The organism is Chryseobacterium sp. BIGb0232 (assembly GCF_024810195.1).
GTDB classification, from domain to species: domain Bacteria; phylum Bacteroidota; class Bacteroidia; order Flavobacteriales; family Weeksellaceae; genus Chryseobacterium; species Chryseobacterium pennae.
The window spans coordinates 345,734-366,198 of sequence record NZ_JANUEH010000001.1; the positions used below are offsets into that span (position 1 = coordinate 345,734).

The 20,465-nt window shown below is 34.4% G+C and carries 17 protein-coding genes; 5 read left to right on the forward strand and 12 right to left on the reverse strand.

The window, feature by feature from the left end; all coding sequences use genetic code 11:
• The first annotated feature begins 97 nt into the window (after positions 1 to 97).
• The 3 genes from M2372_RS01585 (at position 98) to M2372_RS01595 (ending at position 6,894) form a co-directional block, all read left to right on the forward strand.
• Positions 98 to 2,554, forward strand: coding sequence for a DUF4238 domain-containing protein (locus tag M2372_RS01585; RefSeq protein WP_123318651.1), 2,457 nt, complete (start codon positions 98 to 100; stop codon positions 2,552 to 2,554).
• 372 nt (positions 2,555 to 2,926) lie between these two features.
• A complete protein-coding gene (locus M2372_RS01590) occupies positions 2,927 to 3,919 on the forward strand; it encodes a DUF6602 domain-containing protein (protein ID WP_123318650.1) in 993 nt (330 codons plus the stop codon).
• Positions 3,920 to 4,428: 509 nt separating this feature from the next.
• Positions 4,429 to 6,894, forward strand: coding sequence for a tetratricopeptide repeat protein (locus M2372_RS01595; protein WP_123318649.1), 2,466 nt, complete (start codon positions 4,429 to 4,431; stop codon positions 6,892 to 6,894).
• Between the two features lie 39 nt (positions 6,895 to 6,933).
• Here the strand turns inward: M2372_RS01595 and M2372_RS01600 are convergent, their stop codons facing one another.
• Together M2372_RS01600 and M2372_RS01605 are read right to left on the reverse strand one after the other, a co-directional pair.
• Positions 6,934 to 7,308, reverse strand: coding sequence for a sulfatase (locus M2372_RS01600; protein WP_123318648.1), 375 nt, complete (start codon positions 7,306 to 7,308; stop codon positions 6,934 to 6,936).
• Positions 7,309 to 7,393: 85 nt separating this feature from the next.
• Entirely contained in the window at positions 7,394 to 7,651 is a 258-nt protein-coding gene (locus tag M2372_RS01605; protein WP_228455652.1) for a hypothetical protein, read from the reverse strand.
• Positions 7,652 to 7,795: 144 nt separating this feature from the next.
• Between M2372_RS01605 and M2372_RS01610 the strand changes: the two genes are divergently transcribed.
• Both M2372_RS01610 and M2372_RS01615 read left to right on the forward strand, forming a co-directional pair.
• A complete protein-coding gene (locus M2372_RS01610; protein ID WP_185018715.1) occupies positions 7,796 to 8,956 on the forward strand; it encodes a DUF4365 domain-containing protein in 1,161 nt (386 codons plus the stop codon).
• Between the two features lie 386 nt (positions 8,957 to 9,342).
• Entirely contained in the window at positions 9,343 to 10,218 is an 876-nt protein-coding gene (locus M2372_RS01615) for a HEPN domain-containing protein (protein WP_123318646.1), read from the forward strand.
• A 403-nt stretch (positions 10,219 to 10,621) separates the two neighbouring features.
• Here M2372_RS01615 and M2372_RS01620 read toward each other — a convergent pair whose 3' ends face one another.
• The 10 genes from M2372_RS01620 to M2372_RS01665 form a co-directional block, all read right to left on the reverse strand.
• Positions 10,622 to 11,350, reverse strand: coding sequence for a M17 family peptidase N-terminal domain-containing protein (locus M2372_RS01620; protein WP_123318645.1), 729 nt, complete (start codon positions 11,348 to 11,350; stop codon positions 10,622 to 10,624).
• Positions 11,351 to 11,464: 114 nt separating this feature from the next.
• The gene (locus tag M2372_RS01625) at positions 11,465 to 12,835 is read right to left on the reverse strand and encodes an alginate export family protein (protein ID WP_123318644.1); all 1,371 of its coding nucleotides are present in this window, start codon (positions 12,833 to 12,835) and stop codon (positions 11,465 to 11,467) included.
• Position 12,836: 1 nt separating this feature from the next.
• Complete coding sequence (locus tag M2372_RS01630) at positions 12,837 to 13,262, reverse strand: DoxX family protein (protein WP_123318643.1); 426 nt, start codon at positions 13,260 to 13,262, stop codon at positions 12,837 to 12,839.
• Between the two features lie 125 nt (positions 13,263 to 13,387).
• The gene (locus tag M2372_RS01635) at positions 13,388 to 15,160 is read right to left on the reverse strand and encodes an amidohydrolase (protein ID WP_123318642.1); all 1,773 of its coding nucleotides are present in this window, start codon (positions 15,158 to 15,160) and stop codon (positions 13,388 to 13,390) included.
• Between the two features lie 68 nt (positions 15,161 to 15,228).
• Entirely contained in the window at positions 15,229 to 15,918 is a 690-nt protein-coding gene (locus M2372_RS01640) for a hydrolase (protein ID WP_123318641.1), read from the reverse strand.
• Between the two features lie 368 nt (positions 15,919 to 16,286).
• Complete coding sequence (locus tag M2372_RS01645) at positions 16,287 to 17,162, reverse strand: pirin family protein (protein ID WP_123318640.1); 876 nt, start codon at positions 17,160 to 17,162, stop codon at positions 16,287 to 16,289.
• Between the two features lie 110 nt (positions 17,163 to 17,272).
• Positions 17,273 to 17,665: a Rid family hydrolase gene (locus M2372_RS01650; protein ID WP_123318639.1), complete on the reverse strand. Its 393-nt coding sequence runs from the start codon at positions 17,663 to 17,665 to the stop codon at positions 17,273 to 17,275.
• A gap of 142 nt (positions 17,666 to 17,807) precedes the next feature.
• Positions 17,808 to 18,392, reverse strand: a complete 585-nt coding sequence (locus M2372_RS01655; protein WP_123318638.1) for a Crp/Fnr family transcriptional regulator — start codon at positions 18,390 to 18,392, stop codon at positions 17,808 to 17,810.
• Between the two features lie 10 nt (positions 18,393 to 18,402).
• Entirely contained in the window at positions 18,403 to 18,714 is a 312-nt protein-coding gene (locus M2372_RS01660; RefSeq protein ID WP_123318637.1) for a hypothetical protein, read from the reverse strand.
• A gap of 117 nt (positions 18,715 to 18,831) precedes the next feature.
• Positions 18,832 to 20,442: a Na+/H+ antiporter gene (locus M2372_RS01665; RefSeq protein WP_123318636.1), complete on the reverse strand. Its 1,611-nt coding sequence runs from the start codon at positions 20,440 to 20,442 to the stop codon at positions 18,832 to 18,834.
• Between the last annotated feature and the right edge of the window lie 23 nt (positions 20,443 to 20,465).

A 20,465-nucleotide genomic window follows, 5' to 3' on the forward strand; every position in this document is an offset into this window, starting at 1 on the left:
ACTAATCGTTAAGGTCTGTGATACTTTAATGATTTTTTTTAAATAACTCTATTAACTCCAAAAAAGTTTGTAATTTATCATTATCTACTTTAAAAATATGAGCAGGAAAGAACTAACGCGTAATAATCATTATGTACCTCAATGGTATCAGAGAGGTTTTTCAACTAATTCTAACCAGCTCCATTATCTTGATTTATCACCCAAGGAAAAGTTGCTGCCAGATGGCAGGGTCATAAAACTTAAAGAAAGAAAGCTGTTGCCATTTTCACAGTGTTTTTTTGAGTACGATTTATATACAACCTTTTTCGGGCCAATAATTAGTGACATCATTGAGCGCGAATTGTTTGGAAAAATTGATGATTTTGGATCGCGTGCAGTACGAGCTTTCATTGATGGCACAGAAAGCGATCGACATTTTCGCTTCCAAGACTTATTTAGATATATTGACGCGCAAAAATCACGAACGCCGAAAGGATTACTTTGGTTAAAGAATAAATATAGTCATCTTAATCAAACACAACTTATGATGGAGATGGAAGCTATTCAGGACATGCACACGACAATATGGTATGAAAGTGTGAAGGAAATTGTTTCAGCTGAAAATTCTGTCATAAAATTTTTGGCTACGGATCATCCCGTTACAACTTATAATTATGCATGCCCAATTAGTAATCAAAAAGGTCAAGATCCAATTGAGCCGTCAATCGCTTTAAAGGCTTCGCAAACAATTTTTCCTTTAAACAAAAACTACTGCCTAATATTAACGAACTACGAATATGCAGAGCAGCCAGAACTCAACGACCCTTTGCAGAAAAGAACAAATGCACGTCATTTCGGTGAAACGATGGTCCGGACTAATGCTTTTATTAGAAATCGAAAATTGAATGACCACCAGGTTCAAGAAATAAATTTTATATTGAAAAAAAGTGCGCGTCGGTATATTGCAGCAGCAGAAAAAGAATGGCTATATCCTGAAAACGACACGACCATCTCTTGGGAAAGTGTTCAACGTACTTTATTGCCTCCGGAAGAAGAAATATTTGAGTTTGGTGGTGAAATGTTTGCAGGTTATAGTGATGGAAGAACCTACAGACAAGATGCCTTTGGAAGAACTGTGGATGAACATGAATTTTTAAAAAAGCCAGTACTTGACGAGGAACCGCAACCCGATGATTTTTGCCCATGTGGGTTAGGCAAAAGTTACACGGATTGTTGCAGAGATAAGCCCGAATCACTAAGACCTTCTTGGAGCATTCGAAGTATAAGAGAGCGTAACTTGATTTTCTATAATGGAATAGTTGATATTTTAGGATTATCACGAGGAAAGGATTGGGAAGATATTCGCCGAGAACTTAATGATCAGCAAGTAAAGGATATACATACTTTATTTGAAATAGTATGGCCTGTACATACCGACATTTTCAAACTACTTCCTAAGCCAGATGGAAAACTTCGAGCAGTCTATACAGGTATTATAGATTGGCAAATAATTTCTACATTTTCTACTACTGCAGCACTATATTTTGACCAGCTGATTGTTCATAACCCTTTCAATCATCCAACCGGAATGAACCCTCAATATAGCCCAGTTGCCAATCCTTCAATTTATAAACAACAAACATTAAAAAACGTAGCACTTTTTCTTGAGATTTTTCCGTTAGTTGATTCCGGAAGAATAATATTGCTTCCAGATCTTGGTATTTTTAGCAGACATTTACAATCTCAGGTAGTAGAAATGGCAAGAAATCGTCACAGCGGAGGAATAAGTATTGATGATGATGAATATAAAATTTTTAGAAAGCTCACTGACGATGATCTGCAGAGAGCCATTTGGCAAATGTCTGAAGAACAGCAAAAGCAACAAATCAGATCTGCTTTTCCTAATGCAGGGGAAAACTATGTGAATGAAGTTTTCGAATATTCTCAACAGAGAAGAAATGAGGATCCCCTAGCATTGCTGCAAGATGATTTACTCAATGGGAGCGGCCAACTAAGGCAGTTGAGTATGGGACCTAATTTTGAAATAACACTATTATTAGCACAGGCAACTGGCGCTATTATTTTTACTAATAATCTCACAAGATGGAAGGAAATACTAAATGCTCAACAAACTTCTGAATTGGGCAAAACTACACAATGGTCCCAACTTGTTGATGTAATACAAGGGTCGGCATTTCCATTTACTTTTAATCCTGAGACAGCAATAGCACTGGATGAAGCCGATAAATTGAAGAAAATGCGCGAATTGTGGCAAAAAATTTATTCTACAATTGGCTCAACCAAGGCAGAAAACATTACCGAATCGTGCGAAAATATTACAAAACAACTTATAGAGGCAATTGTTGAAACTAAGAAGGAGATATTGCAAATTTCTAATTCTGAAAGTATTGAAGATTCTGAAATTTCGAATTTTGACGCTAAATTTAATATAATTATTCCTTACGGAGGTATACAAGATAATAATGTTCTAAGATTGTTATTAACAAGCGGCGCGGATCACTATCTTAAAAGTAGTTCTATTGCTATTTTTGCACAACCCATAATTAAAAAATAATTTATAAAAAATAATATCTTAATAAACATTAGGTTACTAAACACTTTAATGTACCAAGCTTCGTCATTATTACAATCCTATTAATTATAACAAATTAAATATACAGTATATTTTTTTTCCCGTTTAAGATTGTCGGTCAAGTTTTATTATTTGCAGAATAACAATTAGCATTCGCAAGGAAATGAGTAATATTCGAATTAATTGACAGATTAAATCTTAATAAAAACTACCGTACAACAGTTCTATAAAAATAATTTAATACTATTTAGAAAAAAGTACTTAATTATTTTTAAAAATTGTGGTAATTTATTTCGACTAGAGCTTAAAATGGATGATGCGAATTTCGTAAATTAGACGATATATACCTAAGATATGGCCAACGAAAAACCAAATTTAAAAATTCAGATACCAAACCAAGGTTGGAAGCAATTTCTTACAGCAAGAGATGAAATGCTTTCAAATTATGATAAAGCACGAACGCATAGTAATAAAAGACCCGTTAAAACAGGTCACGGTGTTGTTGCTGAAGCCGAATTTAGAAAATGGCTTCTCAATTTTTTGCCGAAACGTTATGGTGTTACGTCAGGATACATAATTTCTCAGGGAATTCCACATTCAGAAAATTTTGTTCACTATGACGTAATTATCTATGACCAATTGGAATCTCCGATTCTGTGTGTCGACCATAGCGCAGACTCTTCAGAGCAAGGAAGATCTCTCGCAATTCCCGTTGAATATGTTAAGGGGGTAATTGAGGTAAAATCAGCTTTCAATAAAAAGTCAGCAAAAAAGGCCGTTGAACAGCTGTCCAAACTTAATCCTCTCCTCACTAAAATCGATTCGACTAATCAACCGCTAAAATTATATCTGCCAGCAAATTTCTTTTGTGCTACGGTCTTTTTTGAGCTTAGGGAAAAAGATGATAAGGAATTTTCTGCATTAGACGAGCTGATAGAAGCTGTATCTTTAAGAGGGTTTTATGGAGGTTTTATTTTACGTACTGAAACTCTTGGTAAATATTACAGCGGCAAGCTTTATCTGTTAAACGAAAGAGTAAATATTGCTCCAAACAATCAATCATTATCCTTCGCAGCTACATCTAAATGCATAGAATTGGCAGACAACACTTATTACAGGCTGAGGTTGGACCATTTTGAATCTTATTTTTCCGAGTTTGCATTCGACATACTAGCCTTGCTGAAAGGAAATTATAATCCCAATGTATTATCAAGCCTATACGGAATGGGCTCAACCCAATGGGAAGCAGGAAATGCTATAGATAAAAGATACGCTAATCCTGATGATGTTAAGAGGTTTAATGAAGGAACAGATAAATATTTGAAAAATCTTATGAGTGGTTCATAGATTTCATTTAATAATAACATCAAAATAATTTTACATAATGCGACAGCTACAAGAAGACATTTTTTGTTGTATTTGCCATTTCTTATTCTCTTTTTTACGAGCAACCACATATTTTCTGCACATAAACTACATGTAGTTATAACACAAAACTAAAACACAGAAGTGCGAAAATACCTAAAATTCAAAATTAAAATCCTTTGTCAAATCTCTCAAATAGAGTAACTGTACTTCAGTAATTATCAGTTTGTTTGACATTGGAGCTCAAATGTCCCCAGTAACTGTTAGACACTTGGATATCAATCAGCTTCATTTTCTGTATGGGGAATTTTATTGAACATTAAGCATGGTTGTTTATCCAGCTTGGAAATGTTCGGAGTGAAAGCTTACTACTATATTATCGGCATGAAGAGGCCAATTGTGGAAATAAAAAATTGAATTGCGCAGATAGGCTGCGCAGGGTCAGTTTTATTTTGTACCTACTTATGAAAAAAAGTCTAAATTAGCTTATCATGGAAGAAATTAAAGATATTAGAGAAGACCATTATCAGGAATCGATAAATATTGCGTGGGAAGCATATCATGCGAACAATATAGATGACGTCGAATCTGCATGCCTGAAAATGATTGAAGACTATCCAGAGAAAGCCAATTGTCACTATTTATTGGGGCTAGTGTATCATAGTAGAAAAAATTTTCAAAAAGCTGCTGATGAATTTCTAATTTCTATCCAAAACGATAAGGCTGGCAAGAACAATGGGTACGCCTATTATTGGTTAGGTCTGTCCTATGCCGAACGTTCATGGTCTAAATCAGATGATGGTGCCGTTTATATTTACAACAAAGCACAATCAGAGGCCTATCATAAATTGGCTAGTGAATCGTTGCACTTTCCACCCCATGCACTCCTTTATTTTAAATATAGTGTAAAAGGACAGGATAAAATTGAACTGCTGGAAAAAGGAATTACTCATTACCCTGAAATGGCTGATTTTTATGTGTTACTTGCAGATCATTATAAAAGTCAGGGAATGTCAACTTTGCAACTTGGATCATTGAATCGTGCAGTTGAAAAGGGAATTGAATCTGCCTCTGTACAGTTCAATTTAGGTCAGTACTATCTTGCCGGAGGAAATTGTGATCTATCAGCAATCCACTTTGCCCAAGCTTTAAAATTAAATAATAATACTAATTGTAACTCTGACATCAATTATTTTCAGGGACGGTGTGCTGAGCAACTCGGTGATAAAATTTCTGCAGAACAGTTTTATCTCGCCGCATATGATCAGGAAATAAATTCTCAAGACTGCCTTTTTGGTTTCTTTGGTTTGTTTACCTTGTATTTTGATTTAGATTATCGTCAGAAAATTGATGAGTTGATTCTCAACCTCAACATTAATCACGATTTACTCTGTGACGGAGGCCGGGTATCGGGTGGCCCGGTATTTCTTGCTGAACACGCAATAGATCACATTGAGATTTCGAACTTTGAGCAAATTATGGTCAAGCTTGGAAAGCTAAAGTTAGACCGTGCGAAACCTTTATTAAATGGTAAAATTTGGCTATTGCGTTTTTTCGTTGCTGGCCAGCTTGGCAAATATCAGGAGCAGTATAAGGCTGTTAAAAATGCGATGAAATCTCTTAATCATTATCACTATGATTTCCTTTATTCATTATATACAGATGTTTTATATCAAATCATTTCCTATAAGGCGGAAACCGTGATCGAACGAAATAAACTCTTCGATAACATTATTTCGGATTTGGGATATTGGAATGGATTGTCAGAGCAAGTTGCCTATTACGCTAATGATCTGTTTAAACTTTTCTTCGACGATCAGAGCTATCAAAAGATAATAGATCTTTCATCATTCTTTTCAAAAGACCAGTTGTCGGAAAACGATTGCCTTTTCAGGCTTGCTTATGCCTACGCTGAGCTGGATCAGAATACAAAAGCCGAGGAAATGTACCAACATTACCTCCTAAAAAGTGGGGATAATACAGCCGTACTAAATAACCTTGGTAATCTATTCGATTTAAGGGGTGATTATACTGGCGCAATTGCGCTTTACAAGCGTGGACTACTCATTGACAGTGAGCATGAGAACCTAAATTCTAACTTGAAAACTACCACGAAAAAATTATCGCTGGCCAATGAAAAGGCAGCACGGGAAGTAAGTTTACAGCAGGAATACCAGTCGGCCGTTAACTTATTAAAAAACGAGAATGACTTTGTTCTTGACAAGCTGGCTCAATTTATTGACAGAATCAAAAATGATGTTGCTTTTGACAACTGGAAAGTTCCGATACCACGATATAATTTTCAAAAATACTTAGCAGTCAACAAACAAGTAGCAGATTCCCTGTTGACACAATGGCTGAAAAAACAATATTTGGTGGACACCAAAGAGCGGGATGATTATAATGTGATTATTTATTCAATCAATCCGTATCTGAGAGAAGAGATAAACCGAATTCAAAAACACAAAATTCCGCAGAGATGGGTGGACGGATTTGTGGGGTTATCAGCAGATACACTCGAAGCAAAAGGCTACTTCACATTGTTGGCACGTGCCGAAGCCTTAACTGATAAATACAAAGCCTTATTTGAACGTGACCTCGATGAATTGTTTTTTAATTATCTTTTAGGCCATCAAAAAGCTACAATTGTTTTATCTGGATCGTTAGTTGAACTGGCCTTAATATTTCATTGTGAAATCAAGGGGATAGCAACGATATCGGTTCAAGATGGTACAAAAAAGAAAAACAAGGCGCTTTATTCTACCGTCCTCAATGAGTTGATCAGCTTTGCTGAGGATCAAAAATTCTTTGGTCAGGACTTTACACATTTAAGTAACCTCTCAAGAATCTACAGAAATTTCGTTCATCCTGGTAAAGAACTAAAGGATAGAATAGACAGCCATAAGGCAGATCTTTGTTTTATAAGCACAATCGAAATTCTTAAAAGAATTTTATAGAATCGGGTAATGGTACAGATGTGGAGTTTTTAATTGAATTCACTGATTTCCTACAATTGCTGTTTGATACCCTACATCGTGAAGTGATTCTGAAAAGAAAACTTTTGTAGAGTCGATTCCTTCTGCCAATTGTTTTTGTCCATTCTGATGACTGTACAGACCTGTCATCAAAGCAGCACGACTAGGCGTACATAAAGAATTTTCAACAAAAGCTTTTTCAAAGATAACTCCTTCTTTTGCCAGTCTATCAATATTAGGAGTCGGAGCCAGCTTCGAAAGTTTACTTCCGTAAACACTAATGGTTTGGTACGAATGATCATCGGTCATAATGCAGATGATATTCGGTTTTTTCTGAGCATAAGAAAATTGGAACGCTGCAGCCAAAGTCAATATTAAAAATTTAGTTTTTTCCATAATTAAACTTTTATTTTTTTTAATTAATAAAATTCAACCGCAAACGATGAAAATATTCTCATGTTTACGGCTAAATTTCTTTCAATTACTTTTTATATTTCTCTGTTCTTGCATCTTTAATCACGCCAGACCAGTTCATTTCGTATCCGAAATCGTAGTTGTGACCTTCGGAATCTTTGTGCGTTTCCATATCGTAAGGCACGTCTTCTTTCTGCTTTTCAACAGTCGCCATATTTGCAGGCATCTGAAGCGGAAGCAATCCTGAAGGTTCGTATTTTCCGGTTACAATGTCTACAACTGCCTCATGATTGTAAACAGAGAAAGTTTGGTCAATTATAACCAAATTTTTGAACTAATAATATTTCTTTTTAGCAAGAATGATTTAATTGTTAATCAAAAAGATCATTCTTGCAAGTTTCAAAAGAGTATTAATTACACATATCAATAAATAATTATGTAAATTTGGTTAAACTCATAATCAACAATAGTGAAACAATTACCTACACGTCCGGAGGCCCATGTCAAAGATACAAGAGGATTAAAAAGATTGTTAAATTTTTTCAGAGACGAATGGATTATTAGAGAAATTAAACCAGACTATGGTATTGATTTTGAAATTGAACCTTTTAAAAATTCAAAACCTTTAAATAAAATTGTAAAAATTCAATTAAAAAATCATGAAACTTTTAATGATTTTTCAGAGGCAATAAATATTTTATCAATGAAGGTTTCCACCTTAAATTATCTATACGAAACTGACAATACCTATCTTATCACTTTAACAAATGATAATATGTTTTGTTCGCAGATTAAATCTCTTTATAATACATTTACCATTAACCAGGAAAAAAAGAATTGTTCAATACCTTTAGTTTACAGAAGACCATTTAGGAGTCAACAATATTCTAAATGGGTGAAATATCCAAAATTTCGGATTATATTCAATTTGTTAGGTAACGAGTTAGCGCATTTTGAATTGGACAAAACGAAAGATTCATTCGAAAATTATTATTCTTTAACGATCAAAGATAATGAGGAAAAGTATTTTTTTGAACGTGAAGATCTGGCAAATTTCGGTTACTATTATTCGACATTAAAAAAAGGACAAAAGAAAGCTAAAATAAAACTTTTAGAAAAGCTTTCGGAAGCAAATTCATTGCAGAGAAGAGGTGTTATAGAAGGACTTGCTTATCTCAATTATAAAGATGATGTAACTGAACAAATAGCTTTAGAAATGATTGCTTCGGACAATACTCAAGATATTTTAGTAGGTCTAATGCATTTATCAATACCTGGCGAAAATAAACATTTAGATATTTATTTAAATGCGATCTACGGTTACTTCAATAACCGAAAATGCATATTATTTGATGAGGAAATCCACGGAATTGAGCTAACCTCAATTGAGGCATTATATAATATTTCCACAGCTGAATCGCTTGGCTTGATCGTTGAAATGTTTTGTAGTGATATTTTCAAACCCACTGAAGTATCTCTTATTTACTCATTATTATCTAACTCGCCAGTCTCAATTAAAGAAGTAATTATTGAGCTAATTAACAAACAAAAAAATTCTGATTATCAAATCTCTGATTATAATAGATTAATGACAGAATATTATGAGTTTAATATAAAAACTAAAAATTAATTTTCTAAAAAAATGAGTCTATTTTTTTACTCAGTCGAAATGTAAGATTAATTTTTTTTTCAGTGGTATTAATGATTTAGAAATACGATGTTCCCAATTTCTTGAGAATTACCTTTTATTATGAATAAAAAACCATTATAAGAGGTATGCATTATTTGTTCTAAAAAATAAGAAAGCTTTATTTTCAATTATGAGCTTTGATTAGACGATGAATATAGATTTAGATTGGAAATAATGATAAGAGAGATGATGTATATATTATATTTTTGTAGAAACATTCTTTCATTTATCTTTATAAAGATTTTCAGCAGAAATAAAATTATACAGAAAACATATCACATCAATTTTTATTGTAAAAACTGTTTAAGAATAAAAGACTAATAATTATGAAACATTTTGTATTTGATCCATTTGCAAATGGTTCGTTAACTGTGACATTTAATTGTGATAACTGTGGGACTGCAATAGTAAGTGATGAAATCGTTATTCCTACTCCTGATTATACAGCTGATTCAGCAGTCAAAAGTCAAACGCAGGAGGAAGGTTTTGCGGTTTGTGATCATTGTCACAAACAATTTGATATTGATGTGTTTTCAACTTACGCTGGTGGTGATGGAAGCATCAGTGATCTTTCCGAAGATTATGTAATTAAGGTTGATGAGTATCCAGAACCTTTTTACGAGGAACAATATGAAGCTATTTCCAGCAATACTCATTTTTTGCAGACATTCAGAAATGCAATTGAGAATCTTAAAGAACTCAATAGTATACAAATTGAAAAAACTACTGTAGATAGAATTTTAAGACAACAAATCTTTGTCGGTGTTATTGCTGCTATGGAAACCTATTTATCAGATGCTTTTATAAATACAACTCTAAAATCTGAAGAATATACAAAAAATTTCGTCAGTACATTTCATGATTTTAAGGGAAGAACTATTCCGTTAAATGAACTTTACGATTATCATGAAAAAATTAAAACGATATGTAAGCAGGCGATGATTGATGTAATATATCATAATCTGCCAAAAATTAAAGGCATGTATAAAGATACTTTGGGAATTGTAATTGGAGATATCGCAATAGCGCAAAAAGCGGTCAACATACGACACCATCTCGTACACAGAAACGGAAAAGACAAAAAAGGAGATGAAGTCATCATTACCAAAATAAGTGTAGAAAAGTTAATTGTTGACATTAGTTCTTTTATAGAATCGATTGATGAAAAAATTGAAGCTCTAAATGAAGGTTTACCTTGGTAACAGTTTGTTAGTTATTAAAGAATTTCATCTCTTCAAAATATATCTTCCTAATAACATAAAACCGTTTGGCAACAATATAATTTAATGTACCAAGTTTCATCTTTACATAAACCCTGCTAACTACTCACGATTTAAATATCTTGCTTAAAATATTTATGAAAAAAGAGAAATCAATCGAAGTCAAATGAAGTCAAACAATTCCAATTTCGATTTTTTCAAATATTTAAAATCATCTTGCAAAAAAATCACAACTATGAAAAAGTAAATTTTAAATTAGGAATTGCTAATTCCTGTTTAATTTTACTCAAACGAATTAAATCATCTATAAAAGAGTTTGAAGATACGCTCGTCAAGGTCACAAACAGCCAAATGGCGCCAACTAAAGACAGTTGGCGCCATTTTTTTATTTTTTCACTTCAGCAATCGCAGCCTGAATTCCACCACCTGCAACTTCAAAGAATGAAGGTCCAGCCAGCAAATATACTTTTTCTAATTTCTTAGTTTTAGACAAATTATGTTCTCTCAAATAAATTTCAGAGCGGTTGGCTAAGACAATTCCTTTCACAACATTCCCTGCTACTAAGGCGGTTGGAGAATCTATTCCCGCATCTTTTAAATCACTTGCGAAAGCGAAGTTTTTCACGCCTAATCTCATTGCTTCACGGGCTGCAACCTCTCCTACAGAAGCCATTAATTCAGGAGTAAATTTGTTTCTATCGCCCAAACCAATTAATAATAATTTTTTGGCAGACATAGTACCTTTTTTTGGAGAAATCAATAATGTTTCCAAAGAATGACCTTTGAACTGACCAGATTGTCTAATTTTTGTGAATTCTCCTTTCAAAGCGTCGTCTAAATGAACTAGTCCATTCAAATTTGCAGGTAAAGCTTCCGCACTATGAATATCGTTATCTGTATATTCGAAAACACAGGCAACTTGTAACTGAGCGTCTGCAGAAGAAGGTCCCTGAACCAATCCAATCATTGAAATTCCATCAACAGAACCCCAATTTTTTGATGTTCCAACTGTAGCCAGAGTTTTAGAAGAATTAGCTGTTGCTGTTTGAGAAAAAGTTAAAGTTGAAAAAACTAATCCTGCAATTACTAATGATTTGCTTAGTGTATTTTTCATAATATTTTTTTGTTTTAAAAATTTAATGTTTAATTGTTGTTTTAATGTTTGTCAAAGGTAGTTTTAGAAATAAATTTCAACGTTGATGTGAGATAATTAATGATATTTAATTTATTAAAATTTGAATACGATTCTAGAATTAATAAAAAGTCCATCTTTGTCATTTTCGATAATATCATCTACAAAATCTCCGGTTTTGAAATATTGAATTCCTGTATTGAAAGTGAAAAATTTATTGATTTTATAATTGAAACTTCCTAAAAATGCAGTTCCAATATATCGCTTTTTAGAATTCATTGAAGTTAAATTTAAAGAACCGCTCGGTCTGTAAACGCCATCCTGTAAAGAATATCTCCAGTTGAAAACCACATCTGCCTGAACAGTCATTTTGCTGTTTAAATCTATAGTCGCATAAGGATGAATGTCAATTAAATTCACAGGTCCGATTTGCGGATTGAATCCAAAATAACCACCTTTCGGATACAATGGATTGAAAGTCCCTAATTTCCCATCACCTTTATTTTTGTCTCCGGAAATGTAATCGTTGCGAAGATTAATCGTCGGTTTTCCTTTCACATTTTCGAATAGATAACCGACATCTGCAGAAGCTGTCCACGCACTTATTTTACTACTATTGAAGTTTCCAAATTGGTAAGCCGCTTCAAAGTTGTAAATAAAACCGCCGCCATATCTGTAAAATCTTCCACCCAAAGTATGTCTTGTTTCATCTCCTATTCCGTCTTCAAAACGTGATTCTTTTCTGTGAATTCCTAAATAATAGAATTCTAAATTTCCACTTTTCGGAAGAATTAAAGTGTTATAACTACCCCAAAGATTAATCGATTTTGAGAATTTATTGTCAAATGAGCCTGTATTGATTTCGCTTGCCATCATTATAAAAGCATCCGATTTGAAATTTCCTCTTTGATACATCAATTTCAATCCATCGAAATAAAGTCTCAAGTTAGGACCTTCACGAACCGAAATCAATCTTCCGCTTCCGTAATCCAACTCTTGTCTTCCAGCACGAACCGTCAGTTTTTCTTTTTCATTTTTAATTGCATCTACATCTAAGAAAAGGTTTTGAACATTCAGATGGTCTTCATCAATTGGTCTTGGCCCATTTTTTCTTCCGTTTTCCCACGCGCTTCTTAATTGTCCGAAAACTCTTACTCTTAAACCTAAATGCAAATCTGCGTGAACTGTATATCTCTGGATAAAAAACGGATTGCTTCCAATTCCCAGTCTTCCCCAGTCTTCATTATTAAATTCTACAAACTCAGCTCTCGCTTCTCCGCCCAACGATAAATATTTATCATTGCTTTTCTCAGAAAGCGGAATATATTTCAAAGAATTATAAAATGTTTTTGTTGAATCTTGATAAGCTGCATAATTTTCATCAAACCTCATTAGTTTAAATTGTGCGGAAACTATTATCGGCAGGACAAACTGAACAATCAATAAAATCTTAACTAGCTTTTTCATTTTAATTTTTTCTTAAATAATTATCGATTGAATATTTCCCAGAACCTACAAAAAGCAGAAACAAATAACATAAACTGTACATAAATGGCGTGTCTTTTATCAGCAAAGTATCGTTCCAGTGAAGGATAAAATATCCTGTCAAAGTTACCGCCAATATTGGTAGAACTGCGATTCTCGTAAACAATCCGAAGATGACAAACACCGGAAGAACCAAGTTGGCCGCGTCTGCAAAAAGGCTATTGAATACCTCCGGAAAGTTTAAAGGATTTGGAACTTTTTCTGCTTCTGAAACACCAACTCCTAGTTTTTTTAATCCGTGAGCAATGATGAGTTCTAGTGATAATGCAATTCTGAAAATAAATAATGCGATGTGAATTAATTTGCCTTCGAGATTGGTTTGGGTAATGATTTGAATGAACTTTTTCATTGTTTTAAGTCTGAGTTTTAGATGATGATTTAGGATAAATTTGTTGAGGCATATTTGTAAACCACCCGGTCAAAAATTCTTTGAATTTTCGCCACCTCTCCAGTGGAGGAGAATTTTTCGCGAAATTATTTTGTTTGGTAACCTCCGTAATATTTTACAGGAGACCATTCAGGAAGTACAGGAAGTGAAGCTGGAGAAACTGATTTGAAAGTTTCGTCTCCATACACTACTTTTCCGTCAACGATAGTTAGTTTTGAAGTGATATCTTTGATTTCTTCTTCACTAACATTAAAGTAATCCCTGTCCAAAATCGTAAGGTCTGCGAAATATCCTTTTTTGATTTTTCCTTTTTCATAATCCTTTATCAATTCATATCCTCCAAAAGTGGAAATTGATAAAGCTGTTTTTCTATCTAGGACATTTTCTTTTGCCATCATCTGAGTTCCACCCAAAGTTTTACCTGAAGTTATCCAATACAACGCTACCCACGGATTATAACTTGCGACTCTCGTTCCGTCTGTTCCCAATCCTACAGGAATTCCCATTTCCAACATTTTCTTAACAGGCGGAGATGCCAAAGCTGCTTTTTTCCCGTAACGGTGGATAAAACTTTCCCCTTGATAAGCCATTCTGTGTTGCACTGCAATTCCACCGTTTAAAGCTTTGATGCGTTTCATATTGTCTTCAGAAACCGTTTCTGCATGGTCAAAAAACCAAACCAATCCGTTCAAAGGTGTTTCTTCATTCACCTCTTCAATGACGTTTAAGAATCTTGTAATACTCTCATTATAAGTTGCATGAATTCTGAAAGGCCATCTTTTTTTAACCAAAAGACTTACAACTTCTTTCATACTTTTCTCCATTGTTGCAGGCAATTCAGGTCTTGGGAAAAGAAAGTTCTCAAAATCAGCACCGTCTGAAACTAAGTTTTCTCCACCTCCATTCACGTGATAATCAATTTCATTATGATCATTATGTCCGTGGTCATCGATATCTACCATTCCTGTCCATTTTGTGTAATCCGATAATTCAGAACCTTTCTTTTGAGCAAACAAATAATAAGGCAGCCTCACGGTAATTTTTCCCTGTTTGTCTAAAGCTTCCGTCGTTCCGTAATCGTCAGGAAAATTCTGAAAACCACCACCTGCATCCATTACCGCAGTCACACCAAGACGATTTAGTTCAGTCATATATTGCAATGTGGAATTTTCTTTTTCTGCTTCGGTCAACTCAGGTAATTTAGCTAAAGTTGAATACAAAATGAATGCATTCGGTTCTGCAACCAGCAAACCTGTCGGATCGCCGTTGTTGTCTTTTTCGATTAAACCTTGCGCCGGATTTGGCGTATCACCGTTGATATTTAATTCTTTTAAACCAGATTTATTCAACCACGCTTTTCCATAAAGATACATCACGAAAGCAGGAACGTCGCCAGTAGCTTCATTGATTTCTGCTAAAGTCGGCAGTCTTTTTTCTTCAAACTGATATTCGTTCCAACCACCAATTACTCTTACCCATTGACCTTTTGGTGTTCTTTGAGCCTGCTCTTTCAGCATTTCCAAAGCTCTTTTCAACGTTTTCACACCGTCCCAACGAAGTTCTGTATTGTAAAATCGTCCACTACGAATTACGTGTAAGTGACTGTCAAATAATCCTGGAATCACCCTGTTTCCTTTAGCATCAATGATTTTTGTTTTGGAATCTTTCAGTTTCAACATCTGAGCAGTTGTTCCCGTTTGGAAAATTCTATTGTTTTTGATGGCAACCGCTTGAACTTCCGGATTTTTATCATCCATCGTTGTGATTTTTGCGTTGGTTACAATTAAATCTGCTTTTTGAGCATTGAGCAATCCTGCACCTAAGACGATTGAGAATAGAATTTTATGTAGTGGTTTCATAATTTACTTTTTTAATGGTTTGAAGAAAAAAGGCAGGTCGGTTTTCAACCTGCCGTTATTGAAATTGATTAATGTTTAAGCATATCCTGAGCATACTGAATTCCCAATCCGTAAGCACCACCATATTTTTTCATTAAATCATTCACTGGTTTGTAAGTCTCTTTTCTAGACCAATCTCTCTGTAATTCAAGAACATACTGAACAGATGTAATCGGACGCGCACCAGCCTGAACCATTCTTGTAACCGCCTGGTCGTGAGCATCTTTTGAAATATCTCCCGAAGCATCTGTGATAATATAAACCTCGTAACCCTCATCAATTGCCGATAAAGCCGGCCCTACAATACAAACGCTCGTCCACAAACCTGCAAGAACTAGTTTCTTTTTATTTTTTCCTGTAATCGCTTTGTGAGCATTCACGTCTTCCCAAGTATTCATCGTTGTTCTGTCTACATATCCACTTGTTGATTCAGGATAAACAGCTGAAATTTCCGGGAAAACGGGTCCTGCGAAAGATTTTTCAGCTACTGTTGTCACTACTGTTGGAACATTAAATATTTTTGAACCACCTGCAACCAAAGCCACATTATTTCTCAATTCTTCCATACTGATGTTTTTTGTTGCGAATGCCATTTGCCCTTCGTGGTCAATTAAAACCAAAGCGTGGTTAGTAGGGTTTAACATTGTAGTTCCTGCTTTTTGAGCGAATCCCGATACTGATAATACTACTGTTGCGAATGTTAAGATTAACTTTTTCATAATGTTTAATTTTTAAATGTTGTTTTGTTATAATGTTAGATTGATTTTCAAAATCAATTTTAGTATTTGTTTTATTTTGATATGACAAATTTAGAGCGATTTTATCCCCTACACATTTAACTAGTTTAATAAAATACATTTAAAAAAAAGTTTTATTATTTTTATTTATGAAAAAAAATAATGTTATTAAAACAGAATAAACAAAACTTAATTTAAAATATAACTTATTAATAATTAATATTTTAAATTTAAAAATTACGTAACTGAAATTTAAATCAAGCCAAAAAAAATAGACTTAGATAATAAAATCCAAGCCTATTTAATTATATTATTTCACCCTTAAAAAAGCAACTGTTTAATTTTTTCAATTACATTATCATCGGAACTTCCATCAACAAAATCTCTGTATTTTCAGAAGTTGATTTGATGTTCAAATCGGAAATATCCCAAACACCAAAACCGTCTCTTTTGTCCAATTTCTGACCTTCAATTTCGGCACTTCCTTTTAAAATAAATGCATAAACTCCGTTTCCTTTTTTGTTGATTTTGTAGTTGGTGTCAACATTATTTTCAAAATTCCCTAAATTGAACCAAGCATCCTGATGAATCCAAACACCTTCATCATTTGCATTTGGAGACAGAATCTGTTGGAATTGGTTTTGACCTTTTGTTTTGTCTAAAGTAATCTGGTCATATCTCGGCGTCACATTTCTTTTGTTTGGATAGACCCAGATTTGAAGAAATTCTACCAAGCTGTCATTATTTTTATTGAATTCGCTATGCATAATTCCGGTTCCTGCACTCATCACCTGAATATCGCCACTTCTGATAATTGCTGAATTCCCCATACTGTCTTTATGCTCTAAATCACCTTCTAAAGGAATACTGATGATTTCCATATTATCGTGAGGATGCGTTCCGAAACCCCTTCCAGCTTCAACTTTATCATCATTCAAAACTCTTAAAACACCGAAATGCATTCTCTCCGGATTATGATAATTGGCAAAACTGAACGTGTGATTACTTTCTAACCACCCGTGATTGGCCTTTCCTCTTGAATCAGCTTGATGAAAAACAGAATTGTCTTTAATTTTAGAATCTGTATTGGGTAAATGATTGTAACCAATTGGCTCCAAAGGTTCAATTTCGTCAATTTCATTTTTCATTGTATTCCCAAGAGAAGCCGATGCAACAAACATTCCTGTTCCCAATAACCCTTTCTTTAAAAAATCTTTTCTGTCCATATCCGATGTTGTTTTTGTATGTATTAATGAGACAAATTTAGGCTGATGAAAAATCCTGCGCATTGAACTAGTTTAATAAATCAGCATTTTTGAAAAACTTAATAATAAACTTATACGGTTGCAATAATTTTAATTTCAACGAGTTGTCCTGGTAGAGCAAGTCCGCTCACGCCAATCATCGAGCTGGCAACCAATTTCGGATTTGAATAAAAATCTGTTTTGAAATTTTTTCTTGCTTCAAACGCAGTGGTCATATCCATTGCATAAATTACTTCTTCTACTACATTATCCATTGTCAGCTCAAATCTTGATAATAGTTCTTTGATATTAGCATAAGATTGTATCATTTGAGCTTCCATTCCTTCCGCCAATTCACCTTTCTCATTGTGACCTAATTGCCCGGAAATCCAAACCGTATTTCCTTTTTTTACCGCCTGTGCGTAACCGTAGACATCTTCCCAAGGCATTCCGAAGCCTTCTGCTGTTTTGTTTTCCTGTGACATTTTTTTATTGTTTAAATTAATAAAGCAAAAGTATGGCAACGAAAAATCTAAAAAATTGAACTAGTTTAATAAATCACTTTTGAACAAAAAAAATGTCAAATACTTTCATATTTGACATTTATACAAATTTAAACGTATTGTATTATTTCTCTTTATTCGCCAATCGCTTTCTAATTGTACTCACAAACTCTTTAGAAACACCCAAATACGAAGCAATGTAATACTGCGCAACTCTCTGTGGAATCGTAGGATACACTCGGATAAACTCCAAATAACGTTCAGAAGCCGGTTGGGAAATTGTATTGATTAAACGGTTTTGTAGGGTCACCACGTATTTCTGCATCATCAGTCGGAACGCTCTTTCAAACTTTGGAACTTTCTGCAACAGCTCTTCTTTTGTTTCCGGCGTCAACATATAAATTTCAGAATCTTCCAAAGTTTCAATAAAAATACGAGACGGAATTTGATTATTAAATGAAGCAATATCCGTAATCCACCAATCTTCCACGGCAAAAAGAATCGTCACTTCAAAACCATTTTCATCAAGATAGTACGCACGAATACAACCTTCTTTTATAAAGCCTTCAAACTGACAAATCTCTCCTTCCCGAAGTAAAATTGTTTTCTTAGGAAACTTTTGAAGCGTTAATAAATCTTCATAAATTTTTTCTTCTTCTGGCGTCAAAGTGACAAATCGAGAGAGATTTTTGATGATATTCTGAAACATAAATAAATGATTATGGTTGCAAATTAGGAAAAAGTGTGTAAACTTCGTTCTTTAGCAGTCCACTTCCTCCGCCATAATGGTCAATTACTTTGACCTCTTTATCAAGATTTAGACAAAACCTCTTAATTTCATTTTCAAATTCTTCCTTCAAACCGGAACTCAGCAAAACGATATCTACCTGGTTTTCTTTAATATAATCATAACAAACCGTTTCATCACTTTGGATTTCTGCTTTCCAACCATCATTATTTTCGATGATTCTTTTTAAGGTATTAAGAATTTCCTGATTTTTTCCAATGACTAAAAAATTTAAGTTTTCCATTTAATTTTATTTATATTTAGAAGTAATTCCCGCTATCCACTATATCTTTTTTCCAGCCGCAATTCCTTCCGCAAAAAAAGGATGCCGTTTCTATCGGGGCTAGGAAGTCGGTTTTCATTACAAATGTTTGTTTCCCGTAATTTTCAGTTCATTCAAATCCAAATGAGATTCTACCTTTCGGATTTCATCTTCACTGAAGAATTTTTCACGTTTCATTTTGAACAGTTCTTTTCTTTGCAATGCAAAAATATCGAGCATCATATTGTTGTAATCACTCACATCATTCCGCCTGTTGGTACACATTTCCAGAGAACTCAGATAGCCTTGCTGCAGAGCGACATCATTATCCAGATTATCTCTGAAATTTTCAACCAAAGAATTTTCCCTTAAAAGCGGTTCGTACTTTTCATTCACTCTTTCCAAAGCCAAATTATCCAGTCTGATTTGGATTTTCGCCTGCTGTTCGTGAGAGGGTAAAATATCGTCAATTTCACCAATATTCGTCAGTTTAATAATTAAAGGAAGTGTTAAACCCTGAAAAACCAGCGTCACAAAAATTACTACAAACGTAATCAGAATAATCAAATTCCGCATCGGGAATTGCTCCTGCTCATTCATCATCACTGGAATCGACAATGCGGTTGCCAAAGAAACCACGCCGCGCATTCCTGCCCAACCGATAATCAACGGATTTTTCCATCCCGGACTTGGGTCTTTTCTCACTTTCTTACTCAACCATCTTGGAATATGCGCAACCGGATAAATCCACAGCAAACGAACAACAATAACTATTAAACTGATAATCAAACCATATTCAATGCCTTCCATCACTGTATTTTCGCCCAAACCATTGATGATATCGGGCAATTCCAATCCTATTAAAATGAAAACCAAGGCATTCATAACGAAAACCAATGTGCTCCAAACGCTCGTCATATTAATTCTCGTCATTCCCGTTTTGAAAATCTCATGCGAACGGAATGACATAAAAAGACCGCCGCTCACCACCGCCATCACACCGGAATAATGAAAATGCTCGGCGCTCAGAAACAAAATATAGGGTGTCATCACCGTTAATGCTGCATCGATGGAAGGCGTTGTTGGTAAAAATCTATGAATAAAATAAATAATGTGCGCACCCACAATTCCTATAACGATTCCCATTCCAGCGACCAGAAAAAACTGTCCTGTAGCTTCTTCCATAGAAAACATTCCGGTCATTACGGCTGCTAAAGCAAATCTGAAAACGATTAGGGATGATGCATCGTTGATTAAACTTTCGCCTTCCAACATTGCGATGGTACGTTTTGGGACTTTTAGACCTTTCAAAACAGTTGTTGCTGCAATGGCATCAGGTGGCGAAACAATTCCACCTAACAAAAACCCCATCGCCAAAGTGAATCCGGGAATCAAAGCCTGTGATGCAAAAGCTACAACAATCGACGTTAGAAAAACCAATCCAAAAGCCATTAAACCAATTGTTCTTTTCCATTTCCAGAAGTCGTTCCACGAAGTGTACCACGCGGCTTCATACAGTAATGGCGGAAGGAAAATCAGGAAAATAATTTCCGGATCGAGCTGTAAAATCGGAACTCCCGGAATAAAACTGATTCCCAATCCTGCCAAAACAAGGAAAATAGGATACGCAATTTTAATACGCTGAGCCAGCATTACGAGCATCATTACGACCAGTAAAAGACCCAAAATAAGGAGTATATCTTCGTGCATAATTTTTTAATTTGAGGTTTGAG

Bases quoted from the DNA above. Each gene is read 5' to 3' on its own strand.
- M2372_RS01660 (WP_123318637.1), bottom strand. From the start codon at position 18,714: ATGGAAAACTTAAATTTTTTAGTCATTGGAAAAAATCAGGAAATTCTT.
- M2372_RS01590 (WP_123318650.1), top strand. From the start codon at position 2,927: ATGGCCAACGAAAAACCAAATTTAAAAATTCAGATACCAAACCAAGGT.
- M2372_RS01650 (WP_123318639.1), bottom strand. From the start codon at position 17,665: ATGTCACAGGAAAACAAAACAGCAGAAGGCTTCGGAATGCCTTGGGAA.
- M2372_RS01600 (WP_123318648.1), bottom strand. From the start codon at position 7,308: ATGGAAAAAACTAAATTTTTAATATTGACTTTGGCTGCAGCGTTCCAA.
- M2372_RS01655 (WP_123318638.1), bottom strand. From the start codon at position 18,392: ATGTTTCAGAATATCATCAAAAATCTCTCTCGATTTGTCACTTTGACG.
- M2372_RS01615 (WP_123318646.1), top strand. From the start codon at position 9,343: ATGAAACATTTTGTATTTGATCCATTTGCAAATGGTTCGTTAACTGTG.
- M2372_RS01620 (WP_123318645.1), bottom strand. From the start codon at position 11,350: ATGAAAAATACACTAAGCAAATCATTAGTAATTGCAGGATTAGTTTTT.
- M2372_RS01625 (WP_123318644.1), bottom strand. From the start codon at position 12,835: ATGAAAAAGCTAGTTAAGATTTTATTGATTGTTCAGTTTGTCCTGCCG.
- M2372_RS01645 (WP_123318640.1), bottom strand. From the start codon at position 17,162: ATGGACAGAAAAGATTTTTTAAAGAAAGGGTTATTGGGAACAGGAATG.
- M2372_RS01635 (WP_123318642.1), bottom strand. From the start codon at position 15,160: ATGAAACCACTACATAAAATTCTATTCTCAATCGTCTTAGGTGCAGGA.
- M2372_RS01595 (WP_123318649.1), top strand. From the start codon at position 4,429: ATGGAAGAAATTAAAGATATTAGAGAAGACCATTATCAGGAATCGATA.
- M2372_RS01630 (WP_123318643.1), bottom strand. From the start codon at position 13,262: ATGAAAAAGTTCATTCAAATCATTACCCAAACCAATCTCGAAGGCAAA.
- M2372_RS01665 (WP_123318636.1), bottom strand. From the start codon at position 20,442: ATGCACGAAGATATACTCCTTATTTTGGGTCTTTTACTGGTCGTAATG.
- M2372_RS01585 (WP_123318651.1), top strand. From the start codon at position 98: ATGAGCAGGAAAGAACTAACGCGTAATAATCATTATGTACCTCAATGG.
- M2372_RS01640 (WP_123318641.1), bottom strand. From the start codon at position 15,918: ATGAAAAAGTTAATCTTAACATTCGCAACAGTAGTATTATCAGTATCG.